Annotated in this window: 21 protein-coding genes; 9 read left to right on the top strand and 12 right to left on the bottom strand. The window is 72.0% G+C overall.

The window, feature by feature from the left end; genetic code table 11:
• The first annotated feature begins 47 nt into the window (after positions 1 to 47).
• Genes AA0Z99_RS04960 through AA0Z99_RS04950 form a run of 3 tightly spaced genes read left to right on the top strand, consistent with a single transcriptional unit; the run spans position 48 to position 2469 of the window.
• A complete protein-coding gene (locus AA0Z99_RS04960; RefSeq protein ID WP_413320016.1) occupies positions 48 to 938 on the top strand; it encodes a COX15/CtaA family protein in 891 nt (296 codons plus the stop codon).
• Positions 935 to 1936 (top strand): Ppx/GppA phosphatase family protein, encoded by a 1002-nt coding sequence (locus tag AA0Z99_RS04955; RefSeq protein WP_413320014.1) that lies wholly within the window; start codon positions 935 to 937, stop codon positions 1934 to 1936. Before AA0Z99_RS04960 ends, AA0Z99_RS04955 begins: the two co-directional genes overlap by 4 nt.
• Before the next feature lie 2 nt (positions 1937 to 1938).
• A complete protein-coding gene (locus AA0Z99_RS04950) occupies positions 1939 to 2469 on the top strand; it encodes a GNAT family N-acetyltransferase (protein ID WP_413320012.1) in 531 nt (176 codons plus the stop codon).
• Here the strand turns inward: AA0Z99_RS04950 and AA0Z99_RS04945 are convergent.
• A complete protein-coding gene (locus AA0Z99_RS04945) occupies positions 2466 to 3407 on the bottom strand; it encodes a heme o synthase (RefSeq protein ID WP_413320010.1) in 942 nt (313 codons plus the stop codon). The genes AA0Z99_RS04950 and AA0Z99_RS04945 overlap by 4 nt on opposite strands.
• 186 nt (positions 3408 to 3593) lie before the next feature.
• On the opposite strand from AA0Z99_RS04945, the gene tkt reads away from it, so the two are divergent.
• From tkt to pgl, 6 genes are read left to right on the top strand one after another with little or no spacing between them, the layout of a single operon-like run.
• Complete coding sequence (gene tkt / locus AA0Z99_RS04940; RefSeq protein ID WP_413320008.1) at positions 3594 to 5723, top strand: transketolase; 2130 nt, start codon at positions 3594 to 3596, stop codon at positions 5721 to 5723.
• Positions 5724 to 5743: 20 nt separating this feature from the next.
• Entirely contained in the window at positions 5744 to 6859 is a 1116-nt protein-coding gene (tal, locus tag AA0Z99_RS04935; RefSeq protein WP_413320007.1) for a transaldolase, read from the top strand.
• Positions 6856 to 8451: a glucose-6-phosphate isomerase gene (locus tag AA0Z99_RS04930; protein WP_413320005.1), complete on the top strand. Its 1596-nt coding sequence runs from the start codon at positions 6856 to 6858 to the stop codon at positions 8449 to 8451. Before tal ends, AA0Z99_RS04930 begins: the two co-directional genes overlap by 4 nt.
• Positions 8448 to 10046, top strand: coding sequence for a glucose-6-phosphate dehydrogenase (zwf, locus tag AA0Z99_RS04925; protein ID WP_413320003.1), 1599 nt, complete (start codon positions 8448 to 8450; stop codon positions 10044 to 10046). Before AA0Z99_RS04930 ends, zwf begins: the two co-directional genes overlap by 4 nt.
• A complete protein-coding gene (locus AA0Z99_RS04920; protein ID WP_413320001.1) occupies positions 10043 to 10981 on the top strand; it encodes a glucose-6-phosphate dehydrogenase assembly protein OpcA in 939 nt (312 codons plus the stop codon). Before zwf ends, AA0Z99_RS04920 begins: the two co-directional genes overlap by 4 nt.
• The gene (gene pgl / locus AA0Z99_RS04915) at positions 10978 to 11706 is read left to right on the top strand and encodes a 6-phosphogluconolactonase (protein WP_413319999.1); all 729 of its coding nucleotides are present in this window, start codon (positions 10978 to 10980) and stop codon (positions 11704 to 11706) included. The genes AA0Z99_RS04920 and pgl overlap by 4 nt, the downstream gene beginning before the upstream one ends.
• 53 nt (positions 11707 to 11759) lie before the next feature.
• Here pgl and AA0Z99_RS04910 read toward each other — a convergent pair whose 3' ends face one another.
• The 11 genes from AA0Z99_RS04910 to AA0Z99_RS04860 form a co-directional block, all read right to left on the bottom strand.
• The gene (locus AA0Z99_RS04910) at positions 11760 to 12116 is read right to left on the bottom strand and encodes an RNA polymerase-binding protein RbpA (protein WP_072313537.1); all 357 of its coding nucleotides are present in this window, start codon (positions 12114 to 12116) and stop codon (positions 11760 to 11762) included.
• The gene (gene secG / locus AA0Z99_RS04905) at positions 12116 to 12364 is read right to left on the bottom strand and encodes a preprotein translocase subunit SecG (RefSeq protein WP_413319997.1); all 249 of its coding nucleotides are present in this window, start codon (positions 12362 to 12364) and stop codon (positions 12116 to 12118) included. The genes AA0Z99_RS04910 and secG overlap by 1 nt, the downstream gene beginning before the upstream one ends.
• A gap of 169 nt (positions 12365 to 12533) precedes the next feature.
• The gene (tpiA, locus tag AA0Z99_RS04900; RefSeq protein WP_413319995.1) at positions 12534 to 13334 is read right to left on the bottom strand and encodes a triose-phosphate isomerase; all 801 of its coding nucleotides are present in this window, start codon (positions 13332 to 13334) and stop codon (positions 12534 to 12536) included.
• Positions 13328 to 14539 carry a phosphoglycerate kinase gene (locus tag AA0Z99_RS04895; protein ID WP_413319993.1) on the bottom strand — a complete coding sequence of 404 codons (1212 nt, stop codon included), beginning with the start codon at positions 14537 to 14539 and terminating at the stop codon, positions 13328 to 13330. Before AA0Z99_RS04895 ends, tpiA begins: the two co-directional genes overlap by 7 nt.
• 5 nt (positions 14540 to 14544) lie before the next feature.
• A complete protein-coding gene (gap, locus tag AA0Z99_RS04890) occupies positions 14545 to 15552 on the bottom strand; it encodes a type I glyceraldehyde-3-phosphate dehydrogenase (RefSeq protein ID WP_413319991.1) in 1008 nt (335 codons plus the stop codon).
• Between the two features lie 83 nt (positions 15553 to 15635).
• A complete protein-coding gene (locus AA0Z99_RS04885; protein ID WP_413319989.1) occupies positions 15636 to 16259 on the bottom strand; it encodes a superoxide dismutase in 624 nt (207 codons plus the stop codon).
• Between the two features lie 107 nt (positions 16260 to 16366).
• Positions 16367 to 17344: a DNA-binding protein WhiA gene (gene whiA / locus AA0Z99_RS04880; protein WP_413319988.1), complete on the bottom strand. Its 978-nt coding sequence runs from the start codon at positions 17342 to 17344 to the stop codon at positions 16367 to 16369.
• 14 nt (positions 17345 to 17358) lie between these two features.
• Positions 17359 to 18222 carry an RNase adapter RapZ gene (gene rapZ, locus AA0Z99_RS04875; protein WP_413319986.1) on the bottom strand — a complete coding sequence of 288 codons (864 nt, stop codon included), beginning with the start codon at positions 18220 to 18222 and terminating at the stop codon, positions 17359 to 17361.
• The gene (uvrC, locus tag AA0Z99_RS04870; RefSeq protein WP_413319984.1) at positions 18219 to 20162 is read right to left on the bottom strand and encodes an excinuclease ABC subunit UvrC; all 1944 of its coding nucleotides are present in this window, start codon (positions 20160 to 20162) and stop codon (positions 18219 to 18221) included. Before uvrC ends, rapZ begins: the two co-directional genes overlap by 4 nt.
• On the bottom strand, positions 20159 to 23035 hold the full coding sequence (uvrA, locus tag AA0Z99_RS04865; protein WP_413319982.1) for an excinuclease ABC subunit UvrA: 2877 nt from the start codon (positions 23033 to 23035) through the stop codon (positions 20159 to 20161). The genes uvrC and uvrA overlap by 4 nt, the downstream gene beginning before the upstream one ends.
• A gap of 52 nt (positions 23036 to 23087) precedes the next feature.
• Positions 23088 to 24809, bottom strand: a complete 1722-nt coding sequence (locus AA0Z99_RS04860) for an acetyl/propionyl/methylcrotonyl-CoA carboxylase subunit alpha (protein WP_413319980.1) — start codon at positions 24807 to 24809, stop codon at positions 23088 to 23090.
• Positions 24810 to 24884 lie beyond the last annotated feature (75 nt).

Here is a 24884-nt window from a genome sequence, read left to right as displayed (position 1 = left end):
GCGAACGGCAGGAGAGGTGCACTGTGCTCACGCGCTCGCGAAGCCTGATGGTCGCAGCCTGGACGACGCTCGTCACGCAGATCGTCATCGTCGGCACGGGCGGCGCGGTCAGGCTCACCGGTTCGGGGCTCGGCTGCTCGGAGTGGCCCAACTGCGTCCCGGGCTCGTTCGTCCCCGTCCCCGAGCAGGGCATCCACGGGGTGATCGAGTTCGGCAACCGGGTCTGGGGCGGGATCGTCGTGCTCGTCGCGCTGGTCATGCTCGTGCTGGCCATCCGCCAGCACGCAAGGCGCGCCGTCATCGCGCTCGCCGCGGTCATCCTCGGCCTGACGGTCCTGCAGGCCCTCATCGGCGCCGTCGTGGTGTGGATGCAGCTGCGTCCCGACACCGTCGGCATCCACTTCTTCATCTCCGTCGTGCTCGTCGCGCTCGCCGCGGTGCTCACGTGGAAGGTCGTGGTCGGGGCGCGCGGGCCGAGGATCGCGCCGCGGTGGCAGACGATGCTCGTGCACGTGACGACGGCCGTGCTCGCGGTGGTGATCGTCGTGGGCGTGCTCACGACGGGCTCCGGTCCGCACGCCGGCGACGGCGGCGCCGCGCGCAACGGGCTCGACCCGGCGATCATGCAGCACGTGCACGCCTGGCCCGGGTACGCGCTGCTCGCGCTCGTGCTCGGCGTGGTCGTCGCGGCGGCCGCGCGGGGCCCGCGCGCGCACCTGCGCTGGTCGCTCGCGCTGCTGGGCGTGATCCTGCTGCAGATCGTCGTCGGCATCGTGCAGTCGCGCACCGGTCTGCCCATCCTGCTGGTCGGCATCCACATGGTGCTCTCGGTGGTCACGACGGCGCTGGGCGTGGCAACGGTGCTGTCGCTGCGACCCTCGAGCCGGGCAGGCGCAGCCGTCGACGGCGAGCGCGTGCTGGCACGATCGGGCGCATGAGCCACGCCGCCGGCACATCGAGGGCCGCCACGACGCGGCCGGAGGACGGCGCCATCGGGTCGGTGCAGCACGGCGCGCGCCTCGGCGTGCTCGACATCGGCTCGAACACCGTGCACCTGCTCATCGTCGACGTGCGCCTGGGCGGTCGGCCGGTGCCGCAGCGCTCGCACAAGCTGACGCTGCGGCTGATGCGGTACCTCGACGATCAGGGTGCGATCGACGACCAGGGCGTCGCCGCGCTGCTCGCGGCGATCGGCGAGTGCGCCGAGATCGCGCGGGGCGAGCGCCTGGACGACTTCGTCGTCATGGCGACGAGCGCGCTGCGGGAGGCTGCGAACGGCGAGGAGGTCATCGCCAGGATCGAGCGCGAGGCCGGGGTGGGCCTCGACATCCTCTCGGGCCCCGACGAGGCTCGTCTGACCTTCCTCGCCGTGCGCCGGTGGTTCGGCTGGTCCGCGGGCCGGATCCTGCTGCTCGACATCGGCGGCGGCTCGCTCGAGATCGCCATCGGGCAGGACGAGGAGCCGGATGCGGCGCTCTCGGTGCCGCTCGGCGCCGGCAGGTCGACGGTCGGCTTCTTCCACGCCGACCCCCCGTCGCTCACCGACCAGCGGGCGCTGCGGCTCTACGCCAAGGGCGTGCTCGACGACGCGGTCGCGCACATCAAGCCGTTCGGCAGACCAGACCACGTGGTCGGCTCGTCGAAGACCATCCGCTCGCTGGCGCGCCTCGCCGGCAACCTCATGCCCGGCGTGGGCGACGCCGATCGCGCCGTGCTGAGCCGCAAGCAGCTCGACGACTGGCTGCCGCGCCTGGCGAAGATGGATGCGAGCTCTCGCGCGGCGCTCCCCGGCATCACGCCGGATCGCACCTTCCAGGTGATCGCCGGCGGCATCGTGCTCTCCGAGGCCATGCGGGCCTTCGGCATCAAGTCGCTCGACGTCAGCCCCTGGGCGCTGCGCGAGGGCCGGCTGCTGCAGATGCTCGACCGGGTCTGAGCGTGCTCACCGCCCTGGACCTCCCCTGCGAGCTCGAGCTGCCGCGCGCTCCGAGCGCCGGCTACCGCCTCCGCCGCGCGACGCAGGAGGACCTGCCTGCGCTGGTGGCGCTGCTCGCGGACGACGCGCTCGCGGTCGCTCGCGGTGAGACCGCGGAGCCGTCCGCCAGCGCTGCGTACGCCGCTGCGCTCGCCGAGGTGCTCGCCGAGCCGTCGAACGAGCTGGTCGTCGCCGTGGATGCCGGCGGGCGGCTCGCGGCGACCATGCAGCTCACCCGCATCCCCGGTCTCGCGCGCCGGGGCGCGACGCGGCTGCAGATCGAGGCCGTGCGGGTCGACGCCGAGCACCGCTCCTCCGGGCTGGGCACCGCGATGCTGCGGTGGGCGATGGGGCCGGCAGCGGTGTCCACCGGCAGCGCGCTCGTGCAGCTGACCTCGGACGAGCGCCGGCCGGATGCGCACCGGTTCTACGAGCGCTTGGGGTTCGTGGGCTCGCACCGCGGCTTCAAGCGGCAGGTCGAGCAGGGGCGCTAGAACGGCAGCAGCGGGTCGACGCCGACCGCGAGGAAGATGAGCGTCAGGTAGGTGTTCGAGGCGTGGAAGACGCGCATCGCGCGCAGCTCGGAGGCGCGTGCGATCGCCCGCCCGTAGAGCGCGTGCGACTCGCCGATGAACCAGGCGCCCGCGATCACCGCGACCGCCGAGTACAGCAGCCCCATGCCCGCGACCGGGATGAGCAGCAGCGTGCACGCGAGCGAGGCCCATGCGTACAGGATCACCTGGATGCCGACCATCGGCGTGCCGCGCACGACGCCCAGCATCGGCACCGCCGCCGCCTCGTAGTCGTCGCGGTACTTCATCGACAGCGGCCAGTAGTGCGCCGGCGTCCAGAGGAAGACGAGCGTGAACAGGATCCAGGCGGGCCAGTCGAGCGTGCCCGTCACACCGGCCCACCCGATGACGACCGGGAAGCAGCCGGCGATGCCGCCCCAGACGATGTTCTGCTCGGTGCGACGCTTGAGCAGCATCGTGTAGATCAGCACGTAGAAGGCGATGGCCGCGACCGACAGGACCGCGGCGAGCGGCGTCGCGAACACCCACAGCACGACGGTCGAGACGACCGCGAGCGACCAGGCGAACACGCGCGCCTCGGTCACCGAGAGCGTGCCGGTCACCAGCGGGCGCTGCTGCGTGCGATGCATGACGCGATCGATGTCGCGGTCGAGGATCATGTTGAACGCGTTCGCGCTGCCGGCGCTGAGGAATCCGCCGATGAGCGTCGCGACCAGGGCGCCGATGGGCGGCACGCCACCGGCTGCGAGGAACATCGTCGGCAGCGCCGTGATGAGCAGCAGCTCGATCACTCGCGGCTTGGTCAGCGCGACGTACGCCTTCGCCTTGGTGGCGGATCGCGAGCCCCGGTGCCCTTCGTCCTCGGGCGCGGTGACGCCGGGCGAAGCCGTGTTCGACATATGCAGCGGGATCCGTTCAGACGAGGTCGGGGGCCGTGGGCCAGCCTCCATCCTATCTGACGCGCGGCGTCGCGCGGCGGGGTCCGACCCGCTCCGGGATGCGCCTGCTCACTATGCTGGAGGGGTCGCAACGTCTGTCCCGCAGCGGCCCGCCGATGGCGTGGGCTGCCCGATGAAGGAGCCTCCTTGGCATTCGAATGGACCACCAACGACCAGCAGGCTGTCGACACCGCGCGTGTCCTCGCCGCAGACGCCGTGGAGAAGGTCGGCAACGGCCACCCCGGCACCGCGATGAGCCTCGCGCCGGTCGCGCACCTGCTCTTCCAGAAGGTGATGGATCGCGACCCCGCGGATGACGCGTGGCTCGGCCGCGACCGCTTCATCCTCTCGGTCGGCCACTCGTCGTTGACCCAGTACGTGCAGCTCTACCTGACGGGATCGGGCCTCGAGAAGCACGACATCGAGTCGCTGCGCACGTGGGGCTCGCTCACGCCCGGGCACCCCGAGTACCGGCACACGAAGGGCGTCGAGATCACCACCGGCCCCCTCGGGCAGGGGCTGGCATCGGCCGTCGGCTTCGCCTACGCGCAGCGCTTCGAGCGCGAGCTGCTCGACCCGGGCACCCCCGAGGGCGAGAGCCCCTTCGACCACTACACGTACGTGATCGCCGGTGACGGCGACCTGCAGGAGGGCGTGACGAGCGAGGCGGGCTCGCTCGCCGGCCACCAGCAGCTCGGCCGCCTGATCGCGATCTACGACGCGAACGCGATCTCGATCGAGGACGACGTCGACATCGCCTTCACGGAGGACGTCAAGGGCCGCTACGAGGCCTACGGCTGGCAGGTGCTCGAGGTCTCGTGGCGCCAGGGCGACCACCCGACCGCCGACGACTACGTCGAGGACGTCGAGGCGCTGCACGCCGCGATCGAGCAGGCGAAGGCCGAGACCGGCAAGCCCTCCCTCATCATCCTGAAGACCATCATCGGCTGGCCCGCGCCGACGAAGCAGGGCACAGGCAAGATCCACGGCTCGAAGCTCGGGACCGACGAGGTCGCCGGGCTCAAGGAGCTCCTCGGCTTCGACCCCGAGCAGTCGTTCCAGGTCGACGACGCCGTCATCGAGTACACCCGCGGCAACGCGGCAGCGCGCGGCGAGGCGGCTCGCGGTGCGTGGCAGCAGCGCTTCGACGCGTGGGCCGAGGCGAACCCCGAGCGCAAGGCGCTGCTGGATCGCCTCCTCTCCGGTGCGCTGCCCGACGGCGTCGAGGCCGCGCTGCCGGTCTTCGAGGCCGGCACCGAGGTCTCGACCCGCGCCGCGTCCGGCAAGGTGCTGAACGCGCTCGCAGAGGTGCTGCCCGAGCTCTGGGGCGGCTCCGCCGACCTGGCGGAGTCCAACAACACCACGCTCGAGGGCAAGGGCTCCTTCGCGCCGGCCGAGCACGGCACGACCTCGTGGCCCGATGCGTCGGCCGGCGGCCGCACGCTCCACTTCGGCATCCGCGAGCACGCGATGGCGGCGATCCTCAACGGCATCGTGCTGCACGGCCCGACCCGACCCTACGGCGGCACGTTCCTGATCTTCAGCGACTACCAGCGCCCGGCGCTGCGCCTGGCCGCGCTCATGGCCGTCCACCCCATCCACGTCTGGACGCACGACTCGGTGGCGCTGGGCGAGGACGGCCCGACGCACCAGCCGATCGAGCAGCTCGCGACGCTGCGCGCGATCCCCGGCTTCGAGGTCGTGCGGCCCACGGACGCCAACGAGACCGCGTGGGCGTGGAAGACCATCCTCGAGCGGCGCGAGAAGCCGGTCGGCATCGCGCTCACCCGCCAGAACCTGCCGGTGCTCGACCGAGGCGACGGCGCGGCATCCGGCGACACCCTCGCCGCGGCGTCCAACGTCGCCAAGGGCGCCTACGTGCTCGCAGAGGCGCCGGGCGTCACGGCGCAGGAGGGCACGCCCGACGTGCTGCTGATCGCGACCGGCTCCGAGGTGCAGCTCGCCCTCGAGGCACGCCAGCAGCTCCACGCCGACGGGATCGCGGCGCGCGTGATCGCCGCGCCGTCGCTCGAGTGGTTCGCCGAGCAGCCGGACGAGTACCGCGAGTCGGTGCTGCCGGCATCGGTGCGGGCCCGCGTCTCGGTCGAGGCGGGCTCGGCGCTCAGCTGGCACCGGGTCGTCGGCGACGCCGGCCGCACGGTCGCGATCGACCACTTCGGTGCGAGCGCCGACTACAAGACCCTGTTCCGCGAGTTCGGCTTCACCACCGAGGCCGTGGTCGAGGCCGCTCGCGCATCCATCGAATCGGCTCGCTGAGCGAGCCAGGAGGCAAGGACATGAACGAGAACACCCAGGCGCTCAGCGACGCCGGCGTCAGCATCTGGCTCGACGACCTCTCGCGCCAGCGCATCACGAGCGGCAACCTCGCCGAGCTCATCGCCGAGCGCAACGTCGTCGGCGTGACCACGAACCCGACGATCTTCGCGAACGCGATCGCCGCGGGCGAGACCTACGAGGCATCCGTGCGGGAGCTCGCAGCGGGCGGCGCCGACGTCGACGAGGTCATCACCTCGCTCACGACGACCGACGTGGCGGATGCGTGCGACATCTTCGCGGACGTCTACCGGCAGTCGGGCGGGGTCGACGGCCGCGTCTCGATCGAGGTCGAGCCGGGTGCCGCGCGCGACACCGACCGCACCGTCGAGCTCGCGGCGATGCTGCACGAGCGCGTCGGCCGAGAGAACGTGCTGATCAAGATCCCCGCCACGAAGGAGGGGCTCGAGGCCATCGCGGCGACGATCGGCGCGGGCATCAGCGTCAACGTCACGCTGATCTTCTCGCTCGACCGCTACCGCGACGTCATCAACGCCTACCTCACCGGCCTCGAGCGCGCGCAGCAGGCCGGCCACGACCTCTCGAAGATCCACTCGGTCGCGTCGTTCTTCGTCTCGCGCGTCGACAGCGAGATCGACAAGCGGCTCGAGGCGATCGGCACCGACGAGGCCGCCGCGCTCAAGGGCAAGGCCGGCATCGCGAACGCGCACCTCGCCTACCGTGTCTGGCAGGAGGCGTTCGCCACCGAGCGCGCGCAGACGCTGCTGGCCGCCGGCGCCACCGCGCAGCGCCCGCTGTGGGCGTCGACGGGGGTCAAGGACCCGGCGCTGCCCGACACGCTCTACGTGACCGAGCTCGTCGCGCCGCAGACGGTGAACACGATGCCGGAGAAGACGCTCGAGGCGCTCGCCGACCACGGGCAGGTGCGCGGCGACGCGATCAGCGGCGGCTTCGAGGCCGCGGAGGACGTGCTCGACGCGCTCGACGCGCTCGGCATCTCCTACAGCGACGTGGTCGAGCAGCTCGAGACCGAGGGCCTCGAGAAGTTCGACGCCTCCTGGGCCGAGCTGGTGCAGACGGTGCAGGAGCACATGGAGCACGCGGAGGCGGGAGCATGACCTTCACGATCAACGCCTCGGGCGCAGCGGCGGAGGCGATCGAGCGGGTCGTGCCGCAGCTCGTCGCCGACGGCGTCGCGGGCCGGCTCGTCGCCGGCGACGCGACGCTCTGGGGCGAGGCTGCGGAGGCGGAGGCCTCGGTGCGGCTCGGCTGGGTCGAGGCGGCAGCAGGCACGCGCGGCATCGTCGACGACGTCGAGGCGCTGCGCAAGCAGCTGCGGGAGCGCGGCGTGGATCGCATCGCGCTCGCCGGCATGGGCGGCTCGTCGCTCGCGCCCGAGGTCATCACCCGCACGGCAGGCGTCGACCTGACGGTGCTCGACTCGACCGAGCCCGCGCAGGTGCGCCGGGCGCTGCGCGACGGCCTCGCCCGCACGGCGCTCGTCGTCTCCTCGAAGTCGGGCTCCACGCTCGAGACCGACAGCCAGCGTCGCGCCTTCGAGGCGGCGTACCGGGAGGCGGGCATCGACCCGACCGAGCGGATCGTCGTGGTGACCGACCCGGGGTCGCCGCTCGACGCCGACGCCCGGAGCGCCGGCTACCGCGTCTTCAACGCCGACCCGAACGTGGGCGGGCGCTACTCGGCCCTCACCGCGTTCGGCATCGTGCCCTGCGGCCTCGCCGGCGTCGACGTGCGCGAGCTCCTCGACGAGGCGATCGCCGCGCTGCCGGAGATCAGCGAGGACGCCGAGGACAACCCGGGCCTGCAGCTCGCGGCCGCCATCGCCGGCACCCGTCCGCTGCGCGACAAGACCGGCATCGTCACCGACGGCACGCACATCATCGGCCTCGGCGAGTGGGCCGAGCAGCTCATCGCCGAGTCCACCGGCAAGGAGGGCGTCGGCGTGCTGCCGATCGTCCTGGAGCGGGACGCGCCGGAGCTCGACGCCGGGCTGGAGGACCTCCAGGTGGTGCGACTGGTCGGCTCCGCCCGTGAGGCGCGCGAGGTGGCCGAGGGCGAGGTGGAGGTCGCCGGCACGCTCGGCGCGCAGCTGCTCGTGTGGGAGTTCGCGGTGGCCGTGGCCGGACGCATCCTCGGCATCAACCCCTTCGACCAGCCCGACGTGGAGTCGGCGAAGATCGCGGCCCGCGGTCTGCTCGACGACCTGCAGCCGCCCGCGGCACCGGTCGCCGTCGACGCCGGCATCGAGGTGCGCGGCACCGAGGCCGTCGCGCTCGACTCGGTCGACGCCTCCATCGACGCGCTGCTGGCGCAGCTCGCCGATGACGGCTACCTGGCGATCCACGCCTACCTCGACCGCATCGGCCAGCCCCGGTTCGAGCGCCTGCGCAAGGCCTTCGCCGCCCGCACGGGGCGCCCGGTGACCTTCGGCTGGGGCCCTCGGTTCCTGCACTCCACCGGGCAGTACCACAAGGGCGGCACGCCGAGCGGCGTGTTCCTGCAGCTGCTCGGGACGCCCCACGAGGATCTCGAGATCCCCGGGCGTCCGTTCACCTTCGGGCAGCTGATCCAGGCGCAGGCCGCGGGCGACGCGAGCGTGCTCGCCGAGCACGGGCGGCCCGTGCTGACGCTCACGCTCGACGACCTGGACGACGGTCTCGAGCGGCTGCTCGCCGCAGCCGCCCGATGACCGAGGCCACGGCCGGGGAGGCGGCGGTCGCGCACGACGCGCACGCCGCTTCCCCGGCGGTCGCCGTCGCGGCCGGGCACAACCCGCTCCGCGACCCCTCCGACCAGCGGCTCACGCGCATCCCGGGCCCGAACGCGCTGACGTTCTTCGGCGTCACGGGCGACCTCGCGCGCAAGAAGCTGCTGCCCGCCGTCTACGACCTCGCGAACCGCGGCCTGCTGCCCCCCGGCTTCGGCCTCGTCGGCTTCGGCCGCCGCGAGTGGAGCCACGAGGAGTTCGCCGACGTCGTGCGCGAGGCCGTGCAGCAGCATGCGCGCACCTCGTTCCGGGAGTCGGTGTGGCGCCAGCTCGCCGAGGGCATCCGCTTCGTGCAGGGCGACTTCGACGACGACGCGGCCTTCGACCGGCTCGCCGATGTGCTCGCAGAGCTCGACACCTCGCGCGGCACGATGGGCAACCACGCGTTCTACCTCTCGATCCCGCCGAACGCCTTCCCGCTCGTGACGCAGCAGCTGAAGCGCTCCGGCCTCGCCGAGGGCGACGGCGATCGCTGGCGGCGCGTGGTGATCGAGAAGCCGTTCGGCCACGACCTCGCCTCCGCGCGCGAGCTCAACGACGTGGTCGAGTCGGTGTTCCCGGCCGACAGCGTCTTCCGCATCGACCACTACCTCGGCAAGGAGACGGTGCAGAACATCCTCGCGCTGCGCTTCGCGAACGCACTGTGGGAGCCGATCTGGAACGCCAACCACATCGACCACGTGCAGATCACGATGGCCGAGGACATCGGCGTCGGGGGTCGTGCCGGCTACTACGACGGCATCGGCGCCGCGCGCGACGTGATCCAGAACCACCTGCTGCAGCTCTTCGCGCTCACGGCGATGGAGGAGCCCGTCTCCTTCGACGCCGCCGACCTGCGCGTCGAGAAGGAGAAGGTGCTGCGCGCCGCGCGCGTGCCGCTCCCCCTGGAGCGCTCCGCCGCCCGAGGGCAGTACGCCGGCGGCTGGCACGGCGGCGCCCAGGTGCGGGGCTTCCTGCAGGAGGAGGGCATGCGCCCCGACTCCGGCACCGAGACCTACGCCGCCATCAAGCTCGAGGTCGACACGCGGCGCTGGTCCGGCGTGCCCTTCTACCTCCGCGCAGGCAAGCGCCTCGGCCGCCGCGTCACCGAGATCGCGATCGTGTTCAAGCGCGCCTCGCAGTACCTCTTCGAGGACTCCGACCTGCGCACGATGGGCGAGAACGCCCTCGTGATCCGCGTGCAGCCCGACGAGGGCGTCTCGATGCGCTTCGGCTCGAAGGTGCCGGGCCCCGGGATGCACGTGCGCGACGTGACGATGGACTTCGGCTACGGGCACGCGTTCACCGAGGAGAGCCCCGAGGCGTACGAGCGGCTCATCCTCGACGTCCTGCTCGGGGATCCGCCGCTCTTCCCCCGGCACGAGGAGGTCGAGCTCTCCTGGAAGATCCTCGACCCGATCGAGGCGCACTGGGGGGCCGAGGGCGGGCCGGTGGAGCAGTACGAGCCGGGCTCGTGGGGACCGCGCAGCGCGCACGAGCTGCTGGCGCGCGACGGCAGGCACTGGAGGCGACCGTGATCATCCGACTCTCACGCACGAACACCGCAGAGGTGCAGCGGCGGATGCTCGAGATCCGCGAGGAGGGCGGCGTCGTCGCGCTCGGTCGAGTGCTCACCCTCGTCATCCACACGCAGATCGGCGGCGAGGAGGAGGCGATCCGCGCCGCCAACCAGGCCTCGCGAGAGCACCCGATGCGCGTCATCGTCGTCTCCCGCAACCCCGACCACGTGAACGCGGGCGAGGAGCCCCGGCTGGATGCCGAGATCCGCGTCGGCGCGGACGCGGGTGCGAGCGAGGTCGTGCTGCTGCAGTGCTACGGCGAGCTCGGCTCGCACCTGCTCGGCATCGTGCAGGGCCTGCTGCTGCCCGACGCGCCGGTCGTCGCGTGGTGGCCCAGCTTCATGCCCGACACCCCCTCGGCGTCGCAGCTGGGCCAGATCTCGCAGCGGCGCATCACGGACTCCGGCAAGCAGCGGGATCCGCGCGCCGCGATCGACGCGCTCGCCGGCTGCTACGCGCCCGGCGACACCGACCTGGCGTGGACGCGCCTGACCAACTGGCGCGCCCACATGGCTGCGCTGCTCGACCAGCCGCCGTTCGAGCCCGTGCACGCCGGCGTGGTCTCGGGGGATCTCGCGAACCCGAGCGTCCAGCTCATGGCCGCGTGGCTGCGGCTGCGGCTGGGGGTGCCGATCGAGACCACCGAGGCGGGCGACACGCCCACCGGCTCCAGCGGCCTGCACTCGGTCGAGCTGCAGCGCGACAGCGGCGCCTCGTCGCTGACGCGGCTGCGCGACTCGGTCGGGATGCTGCGGCAGCCCGGGCAGCCCGAGCACCACGTGGCGCTCTCGACCCGAGGGCTCGAGGATCAGCTGGCGGAGGAGCTGCGCAAGCTCGACGCCGACGACATGTACCGGCAGGTGCTGCAGGAGATCGTGAGGGAGCACCGATGAGCGTCATCGTCCACGCCGACCGCGCCGCGCTGGTCGCGCAGACGGCCGATCGCCTCACGGCCCTGCTCCAGGAGCTCGTCGAGGCCCAGGGGAAGGCCACGATCGCCGTCACCGGCGGCTCGGTGGGCACCGAGCTGCTCGCCGCGCTCGCCGAGCGCGCCATCGACTGGCAGCGCGTCGTCATCACCTGGAGCGACGAGCGCTTCGTCGCCGCCGACTCCCCCGACCGCAACGCGGTGCAGGCCAGGGAGGCGCTGCTCGAGCGCGTGCCGATCCCCGTGGAGCAGGTGCACGAGCTGGCGGCGGATGACGGCTCGGCCTCCGACGCGGCCGCGGCCCTGCAGGCTGCGGCCGCTGCGGGCACCGCGATGCTGCACGACCTCGGCCAGATCGACCTGACGATCCTCGGCATGGGGCCGGATGCGCACATCGCGTCGCTCTTCCCCGGGCTGCCCGGGATCCAGGAGTCGGGTGTCGCCGTCATCGGCGTCACCGACTCCCCCAAGCCGCCGCCGACGCGACTGAGCTTCACCGTCGGGGCGATCAACGCATCCGACCGCGTCTGGCTGGTGGTGGCTGGCGCCGACAAGGCGGAGGCCGTGGCGCTCGTGCGCGGCGGCGCGGCACCGAGCGAGGCGCCGGCCGGCGCTGCCGCGGGTCGCCGCGAGACGCTGATGCTGCTGGACGCCGAAGCGGCCGCCCTCCTGGAGGAGGACGGCCGCTGAAGCGGAGCCTGCGCGCCCCGGGGCCCGGGGCGTCGCTCGACGAGGGGCTGGCGTCAGCCGCGGCCCTCTGCGGAGCGCAGCTTCTGCAGCGCCTCATCGAGCAGCTGCACGGCCTCCTCCGGCGTGCGGCGCTCCTTCACGTACGCGAGGTGCGTCTTGTAGGGCTCGTTCTTCGCCACCTGCGGCGGGTTCTCCTTGTCGCGACCGGCGGGCAGGCCCGTCGACGGCGAGTCGATGACGTCGGGCACCTCGTCGTCGGGCAGATCGGCCGCGAAGTACCGCACCGTCTCGTTGCCCATCGCGTCCCAGTAGGAGATCGCCACGCGCTCGGCGTGGAACCCTCGATCCTGCTCGCCCATGGGGCCCGCGCCGACGCGGGAGCCGCGGATCGCGCTTCCTCCGGAGGCCATCAGATGCCCGCGAACTTCGTGATCAGGCCGAGCACGACGATCGAAGCGACCCACGCGAGGCTCACCACGACGGTGATCGTGTTCAGGTTGCGCTCGGCGACGCCCGACGAGCCGATCGACGAGCCCACGCCGCCGCCGAACATGTCGGACAGTCCGCCTCCGCGACCCTTGTGCAGCAGGATGAACAGCGTCAGCAGCACCGAAGTGACGCCGAGGATCACCTGCATGATGATCTGGAGAATCTCCACTAGCCCTCTTCTCGATTCCTCGGCCGAAGCCGGATCCGTGGGCTCGCTCTCGCCAGCCCGCGGCAAAGTCCAACGAGCATCCTATCGCAGGGATTCCCGCGCGGCTCGTCGGCGTCCCGCGGGTCGGACTGCCGACGGCGCACGCACCGAGCGGATGCTGCGTCGCGGATCAGGTCCCGACGTGCTGGCGGTACCGAGCGATCGCCGCGAACTCCGCCGCGTCGAGGCTCGCCCCGCCGACGAGCGCACCGTCGACGTCGGGCTCGCGCATGAAGCCAGCGATGTTGCCCGACTTCACGCTGCCGCCGTAGAGGATGCGCGTGGAGGCCGCAGCCTCGTCGCCGCGCACCTCGGCGATGGCCTGGCGCAGCGCCTGGCACACCTGCTGCGCCTGCTCGGCGGTCGCCGCCTTGCCCGAACCGATGGCCCAGACCGGCTCGTACGCCACGACGATGTCGCCCGCCTCCGGCAGCTCGGCCAGCACGTCGCGCAGCTGCTGCACCGGCACCGCCGAGGCGCCGTGCTGCTCGAGGTCCTCCGCCGTCTCGCCGATGCAGATCACCGGGGTGACGCCGTGGGCGAGCGCGGCCGCCGCCTTCTTGCCGACGATCGCATCCGTCTCGTGGTGGTCCTGACGGCGCTCCGAGTGGCCGACGATGACGTAGCTGCACTCGAGCTTCGCGAGCATCGCGGCCGACACCTCGCCCGTGTGGGCGCCAGACTCGTGCTGCGAGACGTCCTGGGCGCCGAAGCGCAGCTCGAACTTCTCCGCCGAGATGAGCGTCTGCACGCTGCGCAGATCGGTGAACGGCGGGAAGACCGCGACCTCGACGGCCGCGTGGTCGTGCTTGCCGTCCTGCAGCGCCCACGCGGTCTTCTGCACGAGGGCGATCGCCTGCAGGTGATCCTGGTTGAGCTTCCAGTTGCCCGCGATCAGCGGGGTGCGGTCGGTGTTCGGTGCGGTCACCATCCGAGTGCCTCCAGTCCTGGGAGGCGGGCGCCCTCGAGGAACTCGAGGCTCGCACCGCCACCGGTCGAGATGTGGCCGAACGCGTCGTCGGCGAACCCCAGCTGCCGCACGGCGGCTGCCGAGTCACCACCGCCGACGACCGCCAGGCCGTCGGTCTCGGTGAGGGCCTGCGCGATGGCCTTGGTGCCCGCAGCGAACGCCTCCATCTCGAACACGCCCATCGGGCCGTTCCAGAAGACGGTCGTGGCGCTGCGGATGGCGTCGGCGAACGCCGCGGCGGAGTCGGGGCCGATGTCGAGGCCGATGCCCTGCGCGCCGAAGCGCGAGTCCTCGATCGCGTCGGCCGCGACCGTCTCGTGCTCCGCGTCCGCGGCGAAGGCTGCGGCGACGACCACGTCGGTCGGCAGCAGCAGCTCGACGCCCAGCTCCTCTGCGCGCTGCAGGTAGCCGCGCACGCGATCGAGCTGGTCCTCCTCGAGCAGGCTCGAGGCCACTCCGTGGCCCTGCGCCTTCAAGAAGGTGAAGAGCATCCCGCCGCCGATCAGCAGGCGGTCGACACGCGGCAGCAGGTGCTCGATGACACCCAGCTTGTCGCTGACCTTCGAGCCGCCCAGCACGACGGCATAGGGGCGCTCCGGGGCGTCGGTCAGCCGCGAGAGCACCTCGAGCTCGCGCTCGACGAGCAGTCCCGCGGCGCTCGGCAGCGCCGCAGCGATCTCGAACACGCTCGCCTGCGCGCGGTGGACGACGCCGAAGCCGTCGGAGACGAAGGCATCGGCGCCGGCAGCGAGCTGCGCGGCGAAGGCGGCGCGCTCCTCGGGATCCTTGCTGGTCTCGCCCGGGTTGAAGCGAAGGTTCTCGAGCAGCGCGAGCTGCCCGTCCTGCAGGCCGCTGCGCACCCGCTCGGCGTCCTCCCCCACGGTGTCGGACGCGAAGGCGACCTCGGCCTCCAGCAGCTCGCCCAGCCGCGCGGCGACCGGTGCGAGCGAGTACTGCGCCTCGGGCTCGCCCTTGGGTCGGCCGAGGTGGGCGATCGCGACCACCTTCGCGCCCTGCTCGAGCAGGGCGCGAAGGGTGGGCAGCGATGCGACGATCCGGCCCTCGTCGGTGATGCGGCCGTCCTGCAGCGGCACGTTGAAGTCGCACCGGATCAGGACGGTCCTCCCGGCGAGGTCGCCGAGCGAGTCGAGCGTGCGGATCGCCACGGGCGTCAGAGCTTCGAGCCGACGTGCAGCGCGAGGTCGACGAGGCGGCAGGAGTAGCCCCACTCGTTGTCGTACCACGACGACACCTTGACCTGGTCGCCGAGCACCCGGGTCAGGCCCGCGTCGAAGATCGACGAGTGCGGGTTGCCGACGATGTCGGCCGAGACGATCTCGTCCTCCGTGTACTGCAGGAAGCCCTGGAGCGGGCCCGACTCGGCAGCCGCCTTGTAGGCCGCGTTGATCTCGTCGACGGTGAGGCCGTCGCGGGTCGAGATCGTGAGGTCGGTGATCGAGCCGGTCGGCGTCGGCACGCGCAGCGCGAAGCCGTCGAGCTTGCCGTTCAGCTCCGGGATCACGAGGCCGATCGCCTTCGCAGCGCCCGTCGAGGTCGGGATGACCGAGAGCGCTGCGGCGCGCGAGCGGCGCAGGTCGCTGTGCGGGCCGTCCTGCAGGTTCTGGTCGGCGGTGTAGGCGTGCACCGTCGTCATCAGACCGCTCTCGATGCCGAAGTGCTCGTGGAACACCTGCGCGAGCGGTGCCAGGCAGTTCGTCGTGCAGGAGGCGTTGGAGATGACGTGGTCGTTCTCCGGGTCGTAGGACTCGTGGTTCACGCCCATCACGAACGTGGGTGCCGGGCCCTTCGCCGGTGCCGAGAGGATGACCTTCTTGGCGCCCGCGGTGAGGTGCGCGGAGGCGTCCTCCACCTTGGTGAAGCGGCCGGTCGACTCGATCACGACGTCGACGTCGAGGTCGGCCCACGGCAGGTTCGCCGGATCCTTCTCCTCGAGCGCGCGGAACGTGTGGTCGCCGACCGAGATGGTGCCCTGGTCGAAGCTCACCGGCGCGTCGAGCGGGCCGGAGACGGAGTCGTACTTCAGCAGGTGGGCGAGGGTCTTGTTGTCGGTGAGGTCGTTGACCGCGACGACGTCGATGTCAGCGCCCTGGGCAAGCGCTGCGCGGACGAAGTTGCGGCCGATCCGGCCGAAGCCGTTGACGGCTACCTTCAGGGTCATGGGGAGTTTCCTGACTGTCGGGGTGGGATGGGGCCCCGGGCGCAGTGCCCGGAGCCCCGGTCACAGGGTGACGAGGGGGTGGATCAGCGGACGATGAGGCCGGCGGTCTGCGACTTGGCCGCGTCGAAGCGGGCCTGCGCATCCTGCCAGTTCACGATGTTCCAGAACGCCTTGACGTAGTCGGCCTTGACGTTGAGGTAGTCCAGGTAGAACGCGTGCTCCCACATGTCGAGCATGAGGATCGGCTGCGTGCCGACGGGCACGTTGCCCTGCTGGTCGAACAGCTGCAGCACGTTGAGGCGCGAGGCGATCGAGTCCCACGCGAGCACCGACCAGCCGGAGCCCTGGATGCCCGTGGCGTTCGCCGTGAAGTGGGCCTTGAACTTGGCGAAGTCGCCGAAGAACTCGGCGATCGCGGCCTGCAGCTCGCCCTCGGGCTCGCCCCCGCCGTCGCCGGAGAGGTTGTTCCAGAAGATGGTGTGGTTGGTGTGCCCGCCGAGGTTGAACGCGAGGTCCTTCTCCAGCTTGTTCACGGGGCCGAAGTCGTCGGCGTCGCGCGCCGCCTCGAGCTTCTCGAGGGCGGTGTTCGCGCCGTCGACGTAGGCCTTGTGGTGCTTGTCGTGGTGGAGCTCCATGATCTTCGCAGAGATGTGGGGCTCGAGCGCCGCGTAGTCGTACGGCAGGTCAGGAAGGGTGTAGACGGCCATAGGAGGCTCTCCTCTCTCGTGCGCGCCGGGCGCGCCGATTCGTCGGTCTCGATCCTAGCGAGGGCACCTTGCCGTGGGCAGGGCGAAGGATCCTGCTGCGGCAGTGCTCACGCGTCGATGTCCTCGGGCACGGCGGCCTCGGTGCCCGGGATCCCCTGATCCTGCGCCGACCGATCCGCCATCGCGAGCAGCCGGCGGATGCGGCCGGCCACGGCGTCCTTCGTCATCGTGGGCGAGGCGAGGTGCCCCAGCTCGTCGAGGCTCGCATCGCGATGCTCGAGCCGCAGCCGGCCGGCGTACGCCAGGTGCTCCGGCACCTCCGGACCGAGGATCTCGAGCGCGCGCTCGATGCGCGCGCACGCGGCGACCGCCGCCTGGGCGCTGCGGCGCAGGTTGGCGTCGTCGAAGTTGACCAGTCGGTTCGCCGTAGCGCGCACCTCGCGGCGCTGGCGGAGCTCAGCCCACGCCTGCACGGTCTCGAGCGCTCCCATGGTCGTGAGCATGCGGGAGATCGGCTCGCCCTCGCGGATGACCACGCGGTGGGCGCCGCGCACCTCGCGCGACTTCGCCGGGATGCCGAGCCGCCCTGCTGCGCCGACGAGCGCCATGGCCGCCTCGTTCCCGGGGGCGGCGACCTCGAGCGCGGCGGAGCGGCCGGGATCCGAGAGCGAGCCCTGGGCGAGGAACGCGCCGCGCCAGATGCCGGCGAGGTCCTCGAGCGAACCGGTGGTGACCTTGTTGGGCAGGCCGCGGACGGGCCGGCGCCGCGCATCCATGAGCCCGGTCTGCCGGGCGAGGGTCTCGCCCTCGGCGATGACGCGCACCAGGTAGGCCCCGCTCGTGCGGTTCGAGGAGGAGGAGATCTTCGCGATCTCGGCGCGCACGCCGTAGAGCTCGAGGATGCTCTTCGCGAGCCGCCGCGCCGCCGCGGCGGAGTCGAGCTCGCTCTCGACCGCGACGCGGTTCGAGATCACGTGCAGACCACCCGCGAAGCGCAGCAGCGTCGCGACTTCGGCCGCCTTCGTCTGGGGCCGCGTCACGCGGACCCGCGCGAGCTCCTCCTTGACGTCGTCGGTCAATGCCACTCCTGCTCCCTTCGTCATTCGCGCCCCAGGTCTCGGTGCTTCACCGCGACGCGCAATCCTTGTGTGCCCGACAGCCGCTTCGCCAGGTGCTCTGCCATCGCGACCGAGCGATGCTTTCCGCCCGTGCACCCGACGCCCAGCACCGCGTGCAGCTTGTTCTCGCGCGCGAAGCCGGCGAGCACGGGCCGGAGCGCCTCGACGTAGCGCTCGGCGAACTCCTCGGCCCCCTCCTGCTGCAGCACGTAGTCGGAGACCAGGGCCTCCGTGCCGTTGTGCCCGCGCAGCTCGGGGTTCCAGTAGGGGTTGGGCAGGAACCGCATGTCGGCGACCAGGTCCGCGTCGACCGGCAGCCCGTACTTGAAGCCGAAGCTCATCACGGTCAGCGTCACCTCGAGCTCGCCGCCGGGGGCGAACCGCTCCCCCACGCGCGTCGTGAGCTGGTGGGGGTTGAGGCCGGTCGTGTCGAGGAGGTCGTCGGCCATGCCGCGCAGCGGTTCGAGGCGCGAGCGCTCCATGCGGATGCCGTCGAGGATCGTGCCGTCGCCCTGCAGCGGATGCGGCCTGCGCACCTGCTCGTAGCGCCGCACGAGCTCGGCGTCGCTGGCCTCGAGGAAGAGCACGCGCACGCTGTGCTCGGCGCGCAGCATGTCGACGAACCGCTTGGCGTCGTCGAAGAGCACGCCGCCGCGCACGTCCACGACGATGGCGAGCCGCGCCTCCGTCGACGCGCTCGTCGCCGCGGTGCGCACGAGCGCCCGCAGCATCGTCGGCGGCAGGTTGTCGACCACGAACCAGCCGAGATCCTCCAGCGCGTTCGCGACGGTCGTGCGACCAGCACCGGACATCCCGGTGATGATGACGATCTCTCTGGCGTTCACTCTGGTCCCTGTCGCTCGGCTGGAGCACCCATCGTATCCGCGCCGAGGGAGCGCGCGATGGCCACGGCGAGCGCGGCCCCGACGCCCGGCACCTCCTGCAGCTGCTCGGGGCTCGCGGCGCGCACGCGCTTGGCGGAGCCGAAGTGCTTCAGCAGCGCGCGCACGCGTCCGGGGCCGAGCCCGGGGATGCCGCTCAGCTCGGTCTCGATCGCGCTGGAGCGCTTCTGGCGCTGGTAGCTGATCGCGACGCGGTGCGCCTCGTCGCGCAGCCGCTGCACGAGGTAGAGCGCCTCGCTCGTGCGCGGCAGGATGACGGGATACTCGTCGTCCGGCAGCCAGAGCTCCTCGAGGCGCTTGGCGATGCCGGCCAGGGCGACGCCGCGCACCCCCGCCTCGTCCAGCGCGCGCTTCGCTGCCTGCACCTGCGGCCGCCCGCCGTCGACGAGCAGCAGCTGCGGCGTGTAGGCGAAGCGGGTCCCGGTGTCCTCCGGATCCCCCTCCACGATGTAGCGGGCGCGCCGGGTGATGACCTGGTGGATCGAATCGGTGTCGTCGGTCGTCTGCGCGATCGCGAACTTGCGGTACTGATCCTTGCGCGGCAGCCCGTCCTCGAAGACGACCATCGAGGCGACGACGCCGGTGCCGCCCAGGTGCGACACGTCGAAGCACTCGATCCGCAGCGGGGCATCGGCCATGCCGAGCGCCTCCTGCAGGTCGGCGAGCGCCTGCGTGCGCGTGACGTAGTCGCTCGTGCGCTTCGTGCGGGCGACCTGCAGCGCGTGCGCGGCGTTCACCGCGGCGGAGTCCGCGAGCTTGCGCTTCTCGCCCCGCTGCGGCACGCGCACGGCGACGCGACCGCTGAGGCCGTGGTCGGTGCGCCGATCCGTCAGCCAGGCCTCCACGACCTCGGGGGCGTCGGGCTGCTTGGGCAGCAGCACCTCGCGCGCCGGCGGGTCGCCGCCGTCGTACGCGATGCGCAGGATCTGGGTGGCCAGCTCGCTCTCCGTCAGGTCGATCTCGGTGTCCACCACCCACGACTTCGTGCCCCGGATGCGACCTCCGCGGACGGCGAAGAGGTGCACGGCCGCGCTCAGCTCGTCGTGCACGAGCCCGAAGACATCGGCGTCGACGTGGTCGGAGAGCACGACGCTCGTGCGCTCCAGCACCATCTCCAGCGCCGCGAGCTGATCGCGCAGCCGTGCCGCGCGCTCGAACTCCAGCCGTGCGCTCGCCCGCTGCATCTCCTCCCGCACGCGGTCGACGAAGTCCTGGTCGCCGCCGTTCATGAACGCCACGAGGTCGCGCGCCGTCGCCCGGTGCTCGGCGTGCGTGACGCGCCCGACGCAGGGAGCGGAGCACTTGCCGATGTCCCCGAGCAGGCAGGGCCGGCCGGAGCGCTCTGCGCGATCGTAGATCGACTGGCTGCACGAGCGCATCGGGAACGCCTTCAGCAGCAGGTCGAGCGTCTCCCTGATCGCCCAGACCTTCGTGTACGGGCCGAAGTAGCGCGCGCCGCGCATCGTGCGGTTGCGGGTGATGAGCGCGCGCGGCACGTCCTCCCCCATCGTCACCGCGAGGTAGGGGTACGACTTGTCGTCCCGGAACTGCACGTTGAAGGGCGGCTCGTACTCCTTGATCCAGGTGAACTCCAGCTGCAGCGCCTCGAACTCGCTCGCCACGATCGTCCACTCCACGCGCACAGCGGTGAGCACCATCCGGCGCGTGCGCTCGTGCAGCGTGCCGAGCGGCTGGAAGTAGTTCGCCAGGCGCTGCCGCAGGTTCTTGGCCTTCCCGACGTAGAGCACGCGCTCGTGCTCGTCGCGGAACCGGTAGACGCCGGGCGTCGTCGGGATCGTGCCCGCAGCGGGCTTGTACGGCACGGTGCGGGACTCGGACGCGCGACGCGCGCCCGGATCGTGCGGCGCTGCGCCGTCCGTCATCGCACTCCCGCGCCCAGGATCTCCTTCAGGAAGCCGCCCGTGTAGCTCTCGGGCACCTCCGCGACCTCCTCGGGGGTGCCGGTGGCGACGATCGTGCCGCCGCCGGAGCCGCCCTCGGGGCCGAGGTCGATGATCCAGTCCGCGCTCTTGATGACGTCCAGCGCGTGCTCGATCGTCAGCACGGTGTTGCCCTTCTTGACCAGACCGTCGAGCACCTCGAGCAGCTTGCGCACGTCGTCGAAGTGCAGACCGGTGGTCGGCTCGTCGAGCACGTAGATGGCGCGGCCGGAGGTGCGGCGCTGCAGCTCGGTGGCGAGCTTCACGCGCTGCGCCTCGCCGCCCGAGAGCGTCGTCGCCGACTGCCCCAGGCGCACGTACCCGAGCCCCACGTCGACCAGCGTCTGCAGGTAGCGGTGGATCGAGGAGATCGGTGCGAAGAACTCCGCGGCCTCCTCGATCGGCATCTCGAGCACGTCCGCGATCGACTTGCCCTTGTAGTGCACCGAGAGGGTGTCGCGGTTGTAGCGCTTGCCGTGGCAGACCTCGCACTCGACGTAGACGTCGGGCAGGAAGTTCATCTCGATCTTGAGCGTGCCGTCGCCCTGGCACGCCTCGCAGCGGCCGCCCTTGACGTTGAAGGAGAAGCGGCCGGCGAGGTAGCCGCGCGCCTTCGCCTCCGCCGTCTCGGCGAACAGGTTGCGGATCTTGTCGAACACGCCGGTGTAGGTCGCCGGGTTCGAGCGCGGCGTGCGCCCGATCGGTCCCTGGTCGACGTGCACGACCTTGTCAAGGTGGTCGAGCCCCGTGACGCGGGTGTGCCGCGCCGGCACCTGCCGAGCGCCGTTGAGGGCGTTCGCGAGCACCTTGTGCAGGATGTCGTTCACGAGCGTCGACTTGCCGGAGCCGGACACGCCCGTGACCGCGACGAGCACGCCGAGCGGGATGTCCACATCCACGTTCTGCAGGTTGTTCGCGCGGGCGCCGACGACGCGCAGCATGCGCTCCGGGTCGATCGGTCGCCGCGTGGCGGGCACCGGGATCGACTCGCGCCCCGAGAGGTAGGCGCCCGTGAGCGAGCGCTCGTTCTCGAGCAGCGCCTCGTAGCTGCCCGAGTGCACCACCTCACCGCCGCGCTCGCCGGCGCCTGGGCCGATGTCGACGATCCAGTCGGCGGTGCGGATCGTGTCCTCGTCGTGCTCCACGACGATGAGGGTGTTGCCGAGGTCGCGCAGCGCCTCGAGCGTCGAGATCAGTCGCCGGTTGTCGCGCTGGTGCAGGCCGATCGACGGCTCGTCGAGCACGTAGAGCACGCCCGTCAGGCCGGCGCCGATCTGGGTGGCGAGGCGGATGCGCTGCGCCTCGCCTCCCGAGAGGGTCGCGGCCGCGCGGGCGAGCGACAGGTAGCCGAGGCCGACGCGGATCAGGAAGTCGAGGCGCGCGCGGATCTCGCGCAGCACCGCGGCCGCGATGGTCGCCTCGCGCTCGTCGAGGTCGAGCTCGTGCATGTACCGGTGCGCGTCGGTGAGGCTCATGTCGGCCACCGTCGCGATGGAGCTGCCGTGCACCGTGACGGCCAGCACCTCCGGCTTGAGCCGCGCGCCGCCGCACTCGGGGCACGGCACCTCGCGCAGGAACTCGCCGTGCTTGGCGCGCACCCAGTCGCTGTCGGCCTCGGCGTGCTTGCGCTGGATGTAGGGCATCACGCCCTCGTAGCCGGATGCGTACTTCAGCTGCCGCCCGAAGCGGTTGCGCCACTGCACCATCACGTTGCCCTCGGTGCCGTGCAGCACGACGTTGCGCACGTCGTCGTCGAGCTGGCCCCACGGGGTGTCGAGGGAGAAGCCCATCTCGGTCGCGAGGCCCTTGAGCAGCCGCTCGAAGTAGGTGTACAGGCCCTTGCCCGACTGCGTCCACGGCAGGATCGCGCCCTCGCGGATGGAGAGCGCCTCGTCGGCGATGACGAGGTCGGCGTCGGCGGCCATGCGCGTGCCGATGCCGGTGCACTCCGGGCACGCCCCGAACGGGGCGTTGAAGGAAAACGTGCGCGGCTCGATCTCTGTCAGGGTGACCGGGTGGCGGTTGGGGCAGGAGAGCTTCTCGCTGAACGTGCGGCGTCGCTCGGGATCCTGCTCGTCGAGGTCGACGTAGTCGATCGTGACGAGGCCGTCGGCCAGCCGCAGCGCCGTCTCGAGCGAGTCGGTCAGCCGCGAGAGCCCCTCCGGGTCGGCGACCAGCCGGTCGACGACGACCGAGATGTCGTGCTTGTTCTGCTTCTTCAGCGCCGGGGCCTCGGCGAGCTGCACCAGCTCGCCGTCGATCACCGCGCGCGAGTAGCCGGTGGCGATGAGGTTGCGGATCAGGTCGGCGAACTCGCCCTTCTTCTGCTGCACGACCGGCGCGAGGATCTGGAACCGGGTGCGCTCCGGCAGCTCCATGAGCTCGTCGGCGATCTGCTGCACGGTCTGGCGCTGGATGCGCTCGCCGCAGACGGCGCAGTGCGGCACCCCGATGCGCGCCCAGAGCAGGCGCATGTAGTCGAACACCTCGGTGATGGTGCCGACGGTGGAGCGCGGGTTGCGGTTCGTCGACTTCTGGTCGATCGACACGGCGGGGCTCAGACCCTCGATGAAGTCGACGTCGGGCCGATCGACCTGGCCCAGGAACTGCCGCGCGTAGGCCGAGAGCGACTCGACGTAGCGGCGCTGCCCCTCGGCGAAGATGGTGTCGAAGGCGAGCGACGACTTGCCGGATCCTGACAGGCCGGTGAACACCACGAGGGCGTCGCGCGGGATGCGCAGGTCGACGTCCTTGAGGTTGTGCTCGCGCGCGCCGCGGACATGCAGCTGTGGGGTGGACGTGGTCGTGGATGTCACCTCACGAGTCTACGTTCGACCACCCACACGCGAGCCGGTGTTCGCGATCGGCTCACCCCGCGACCCGGGCGATCGGCTCGTCGACGAGCAGGCTCGCGCCCTCGGCGACGAGCTGCTCGAGCGTGCCGGCTCGGTGCGCGAGCACGCGCGTCTCCAGCTTCATCGCGTCGAGCACCGCGACCTCCTGCCCCTCCGCGACGACCGCGTCCGGCGCCACCAGCCAGCGGACGAGCGTGCCGGGCACGGGAGCGACGAGCAGCTCCTCGTCGGCGGCGGTGGCATCCACGCCGCCCTGTGGCGGTGCTGCGCCGGCGGAGGGCGCGAGCAGCCACTCCGGCAGCCCCAGCACGACGCGTCTCCCGTCGACCTCGATCGGCACGCGCCGCAGCGCCGTCGCCGCATGGGCGGCCGGCCGCGCCTGCAGCTGGAGCCCCGGCATGAGCGTCGACTCGATCCACTGCGTCGACACGGCGAAGCCCGCCGTCGAGAAGTCGGGCTCCGCGAGCAGCGCCTCGGCGAACGGCGCGACGGTCGCGATGCCCGTGACCTCGAGCTCGCGCAGCGCCCTGCGCATGCGCACCAGCGCCGCGTCGCGATCGGCCGCGTGCACGATGAGCTTCGCGGCGAGCGAGTCGAACGCCGCCTCCACCCTGTCGCTGGCCTCCACGCCTGCATCCCAGCGGATGCCGGGGCCCGCGGGCACGCGCAGCGACTCGACGCGCCCCGGGCTCGGCAGGAACCCCCTGCCGGGATCCTCGGCGTTCAGCCGCAGCTCGATCGCGTGCCCGACGGGGGTGGGCGTCGCGTCGATGGAGGGCCCGAGGCCCTCGGCGATGCGCAGCTGCTCGCGCACGAGGTCGATCCCCGTGACGGCCTCGGTGACCGGATGCTCGACCTGCAGCCGCGCGTTCACCTCGAGGAAGCAGAGGCTGCCGTCGGCACCGAGCAGGAACTCGACCGTGCCGGCGCCGCGGTAGTCCACCGCGGCGCAGATGTCGCGGGCGGCGGCATGGATGCGCGAGCGCTGCTCGTCGGTGAGCCTCGGCGCCGGCGCCTCCTCGACGAGCTTCTGGCTGCGGCGCTGGAGGGTGCAGTCTCGGTCGCCGACCACGACCACGCGGCCTCGACCGTCGCCGAGCACCTGCGCCTCGACGTGCCGCGGGTGCTCGAGGTAGCGCTCGATGAAGCACTCCCCGCGCCCGAACGCGGCGATGCCCTCGCGCGTGGCCGAGTCGAGCGCATCCGCGACCTCGTCGATCGTGCGCGCCACCTTCAACCCCCGCCCGCCACCGCCGAAGGCCGCCTTGATGACCACCGGCAGGCCGTGCTCGCGGGCGAAGGCGACCGCCTCGCGGGCGTCGGCGAGCGGTCGCTCGGTGCCGGGCACCAGCGGTGCACCTGCCTCGCGGGCGATCGCGCGCGCCGTCACCTTGTCGCCCAGGGCCTCGATGGTCTCGGGGCTCGGGCCGATCCACGTGAGCCCCGCCTGCTCCACCGCGCGCGCGAAGGCCGCGCTCTCGGAGAGGAACCCGTAGCCCGGGTGCACGGCGTCGGCACCGGCGGTGCGGGCAGCGTCGAGCAGCGCGTCGATGCTGAGGTAGGTCTCCGCCGCCGTGCGGCCCCCGAGCGCGACGGCCTCGTCGGCATGGCGCACGTGCATGGCGTCGACATCCTGGTCGGCGTAGACCGCGACCGAGCCGTAGCCGGCCTCGGCGCATGCTCGCGCGACGCGCACGGCGATCTCGCCGCGGTTGGCGATGAGGATCTTCTGCATGGCGTCTCCGGTCCGTCGGTGTCGTCGGTGGGTGTCGTCGGTGGGTGTCGTGCGGGCGGCCGTCAGCGCCCGGTC

The organism is Agrococcus phoenicis, assembly GCF_047302415.1.
Taxonomy (GTDB): Bacteria; Actinomycetota; Actinomycetes; order Actinomycetales; family Microbacteriaceae; genus Agrococcus.
Note: the sequence above shows the minus strand (reverse complement) of the source record. Positions and strands in the feature narration are given on the sequence as shown.

Bases quoted from the DNA above. Each gene is read 5' to 3' on its own strand.
- AA0Z99_RS04960 (WP_413320016.1), top strand. From the start codon at position 48: ATGGTCGCAGCCTGGACGACGCTCGTCACGCAGATCGTCATCGTCGGC.
- AA0Z99_RS04955 (WP_413320014.1), top strand. From the start codon at position 935: ATGAGCCACGCCGCCGGCACATCGAGGGCCGCCACGACGCGGCCGGAG.
- AA0Z99_RS04945 (WP_413320010.1), bottom strand. From the start codon at position 3,407: ATGTCGAACACGGCTTCGCCCGGCGTCACCGCGCCCGAGGACGAAGGG.
- tal (WP_413320007.1), top strand. From the start codon at position 5,744: ATGAACGAGAACACCCAGGCGCTCAGCGACGCCGGCGTCAGCATCTGG.
- AA0Z99_RS04930 (WP_413320005.1), top strand. From the start codon at position 6,856: ATGACCTTCACGATCAACGCCTCGGGCGCAGCGGCGGAGGCGATCGAG.
- zwf (WP_413320003.1), top strand. From the start codon at position 8,448: ATGACCGAGGCCACGGCCGGGGAGGCGGCGGTCGCGCACGACGCGCAC.
- pgl (WP_413319999.1), top strand. From the start codon at position 10,978: ATGAGCGTCATCGTCCACGCCGACCGCGCCGCGCTGGTCGCGCAGACG.
- AA0Z99_RS04910 (WP_072313537.1), bottom strand. From the start codon at position 12,116: ATGGCCTCCGGAGGAAGCGCGATCCGCGGCTCCCGCGTCGGCGCGGGC.
- tpiA (WP_413319995.1), bottom strand. From the start codon at position 13,334: ATGGTGACCGCACCGAACACCGACCGCACCCCGCTGATCGCGGGCAAC.
- gap (WP_413319991.1), bottom strand. From the start codon at position 15,552: ATGACCCTGAAGGTAGCCGTCAACGGCTTCGGCCGGATCGGCCGCAAC.
- AA0Z99_RS04885 (WP_413319989.1), bottom strand. From the start codon at position 16,259: ATGGCCGTCTACACCCTTCCTGACCTGCCGTACGACTACGCGGCGCTC.
- uvrC (WP_413319984.1), bottom strand. From the start codon at position 20,162: ATGACGGACGGCGCAGCGCCGCACGATCCGGGCGCGCGTCGCGCGTCC.
- AA0Z99_RS04860 (WP_413319980.1), bottom strand. From the start codon at position 24,809: ATGCAGAAGATCCTCATCGCCAACCGCGGCGAGATCGCCGTGCGCGTC.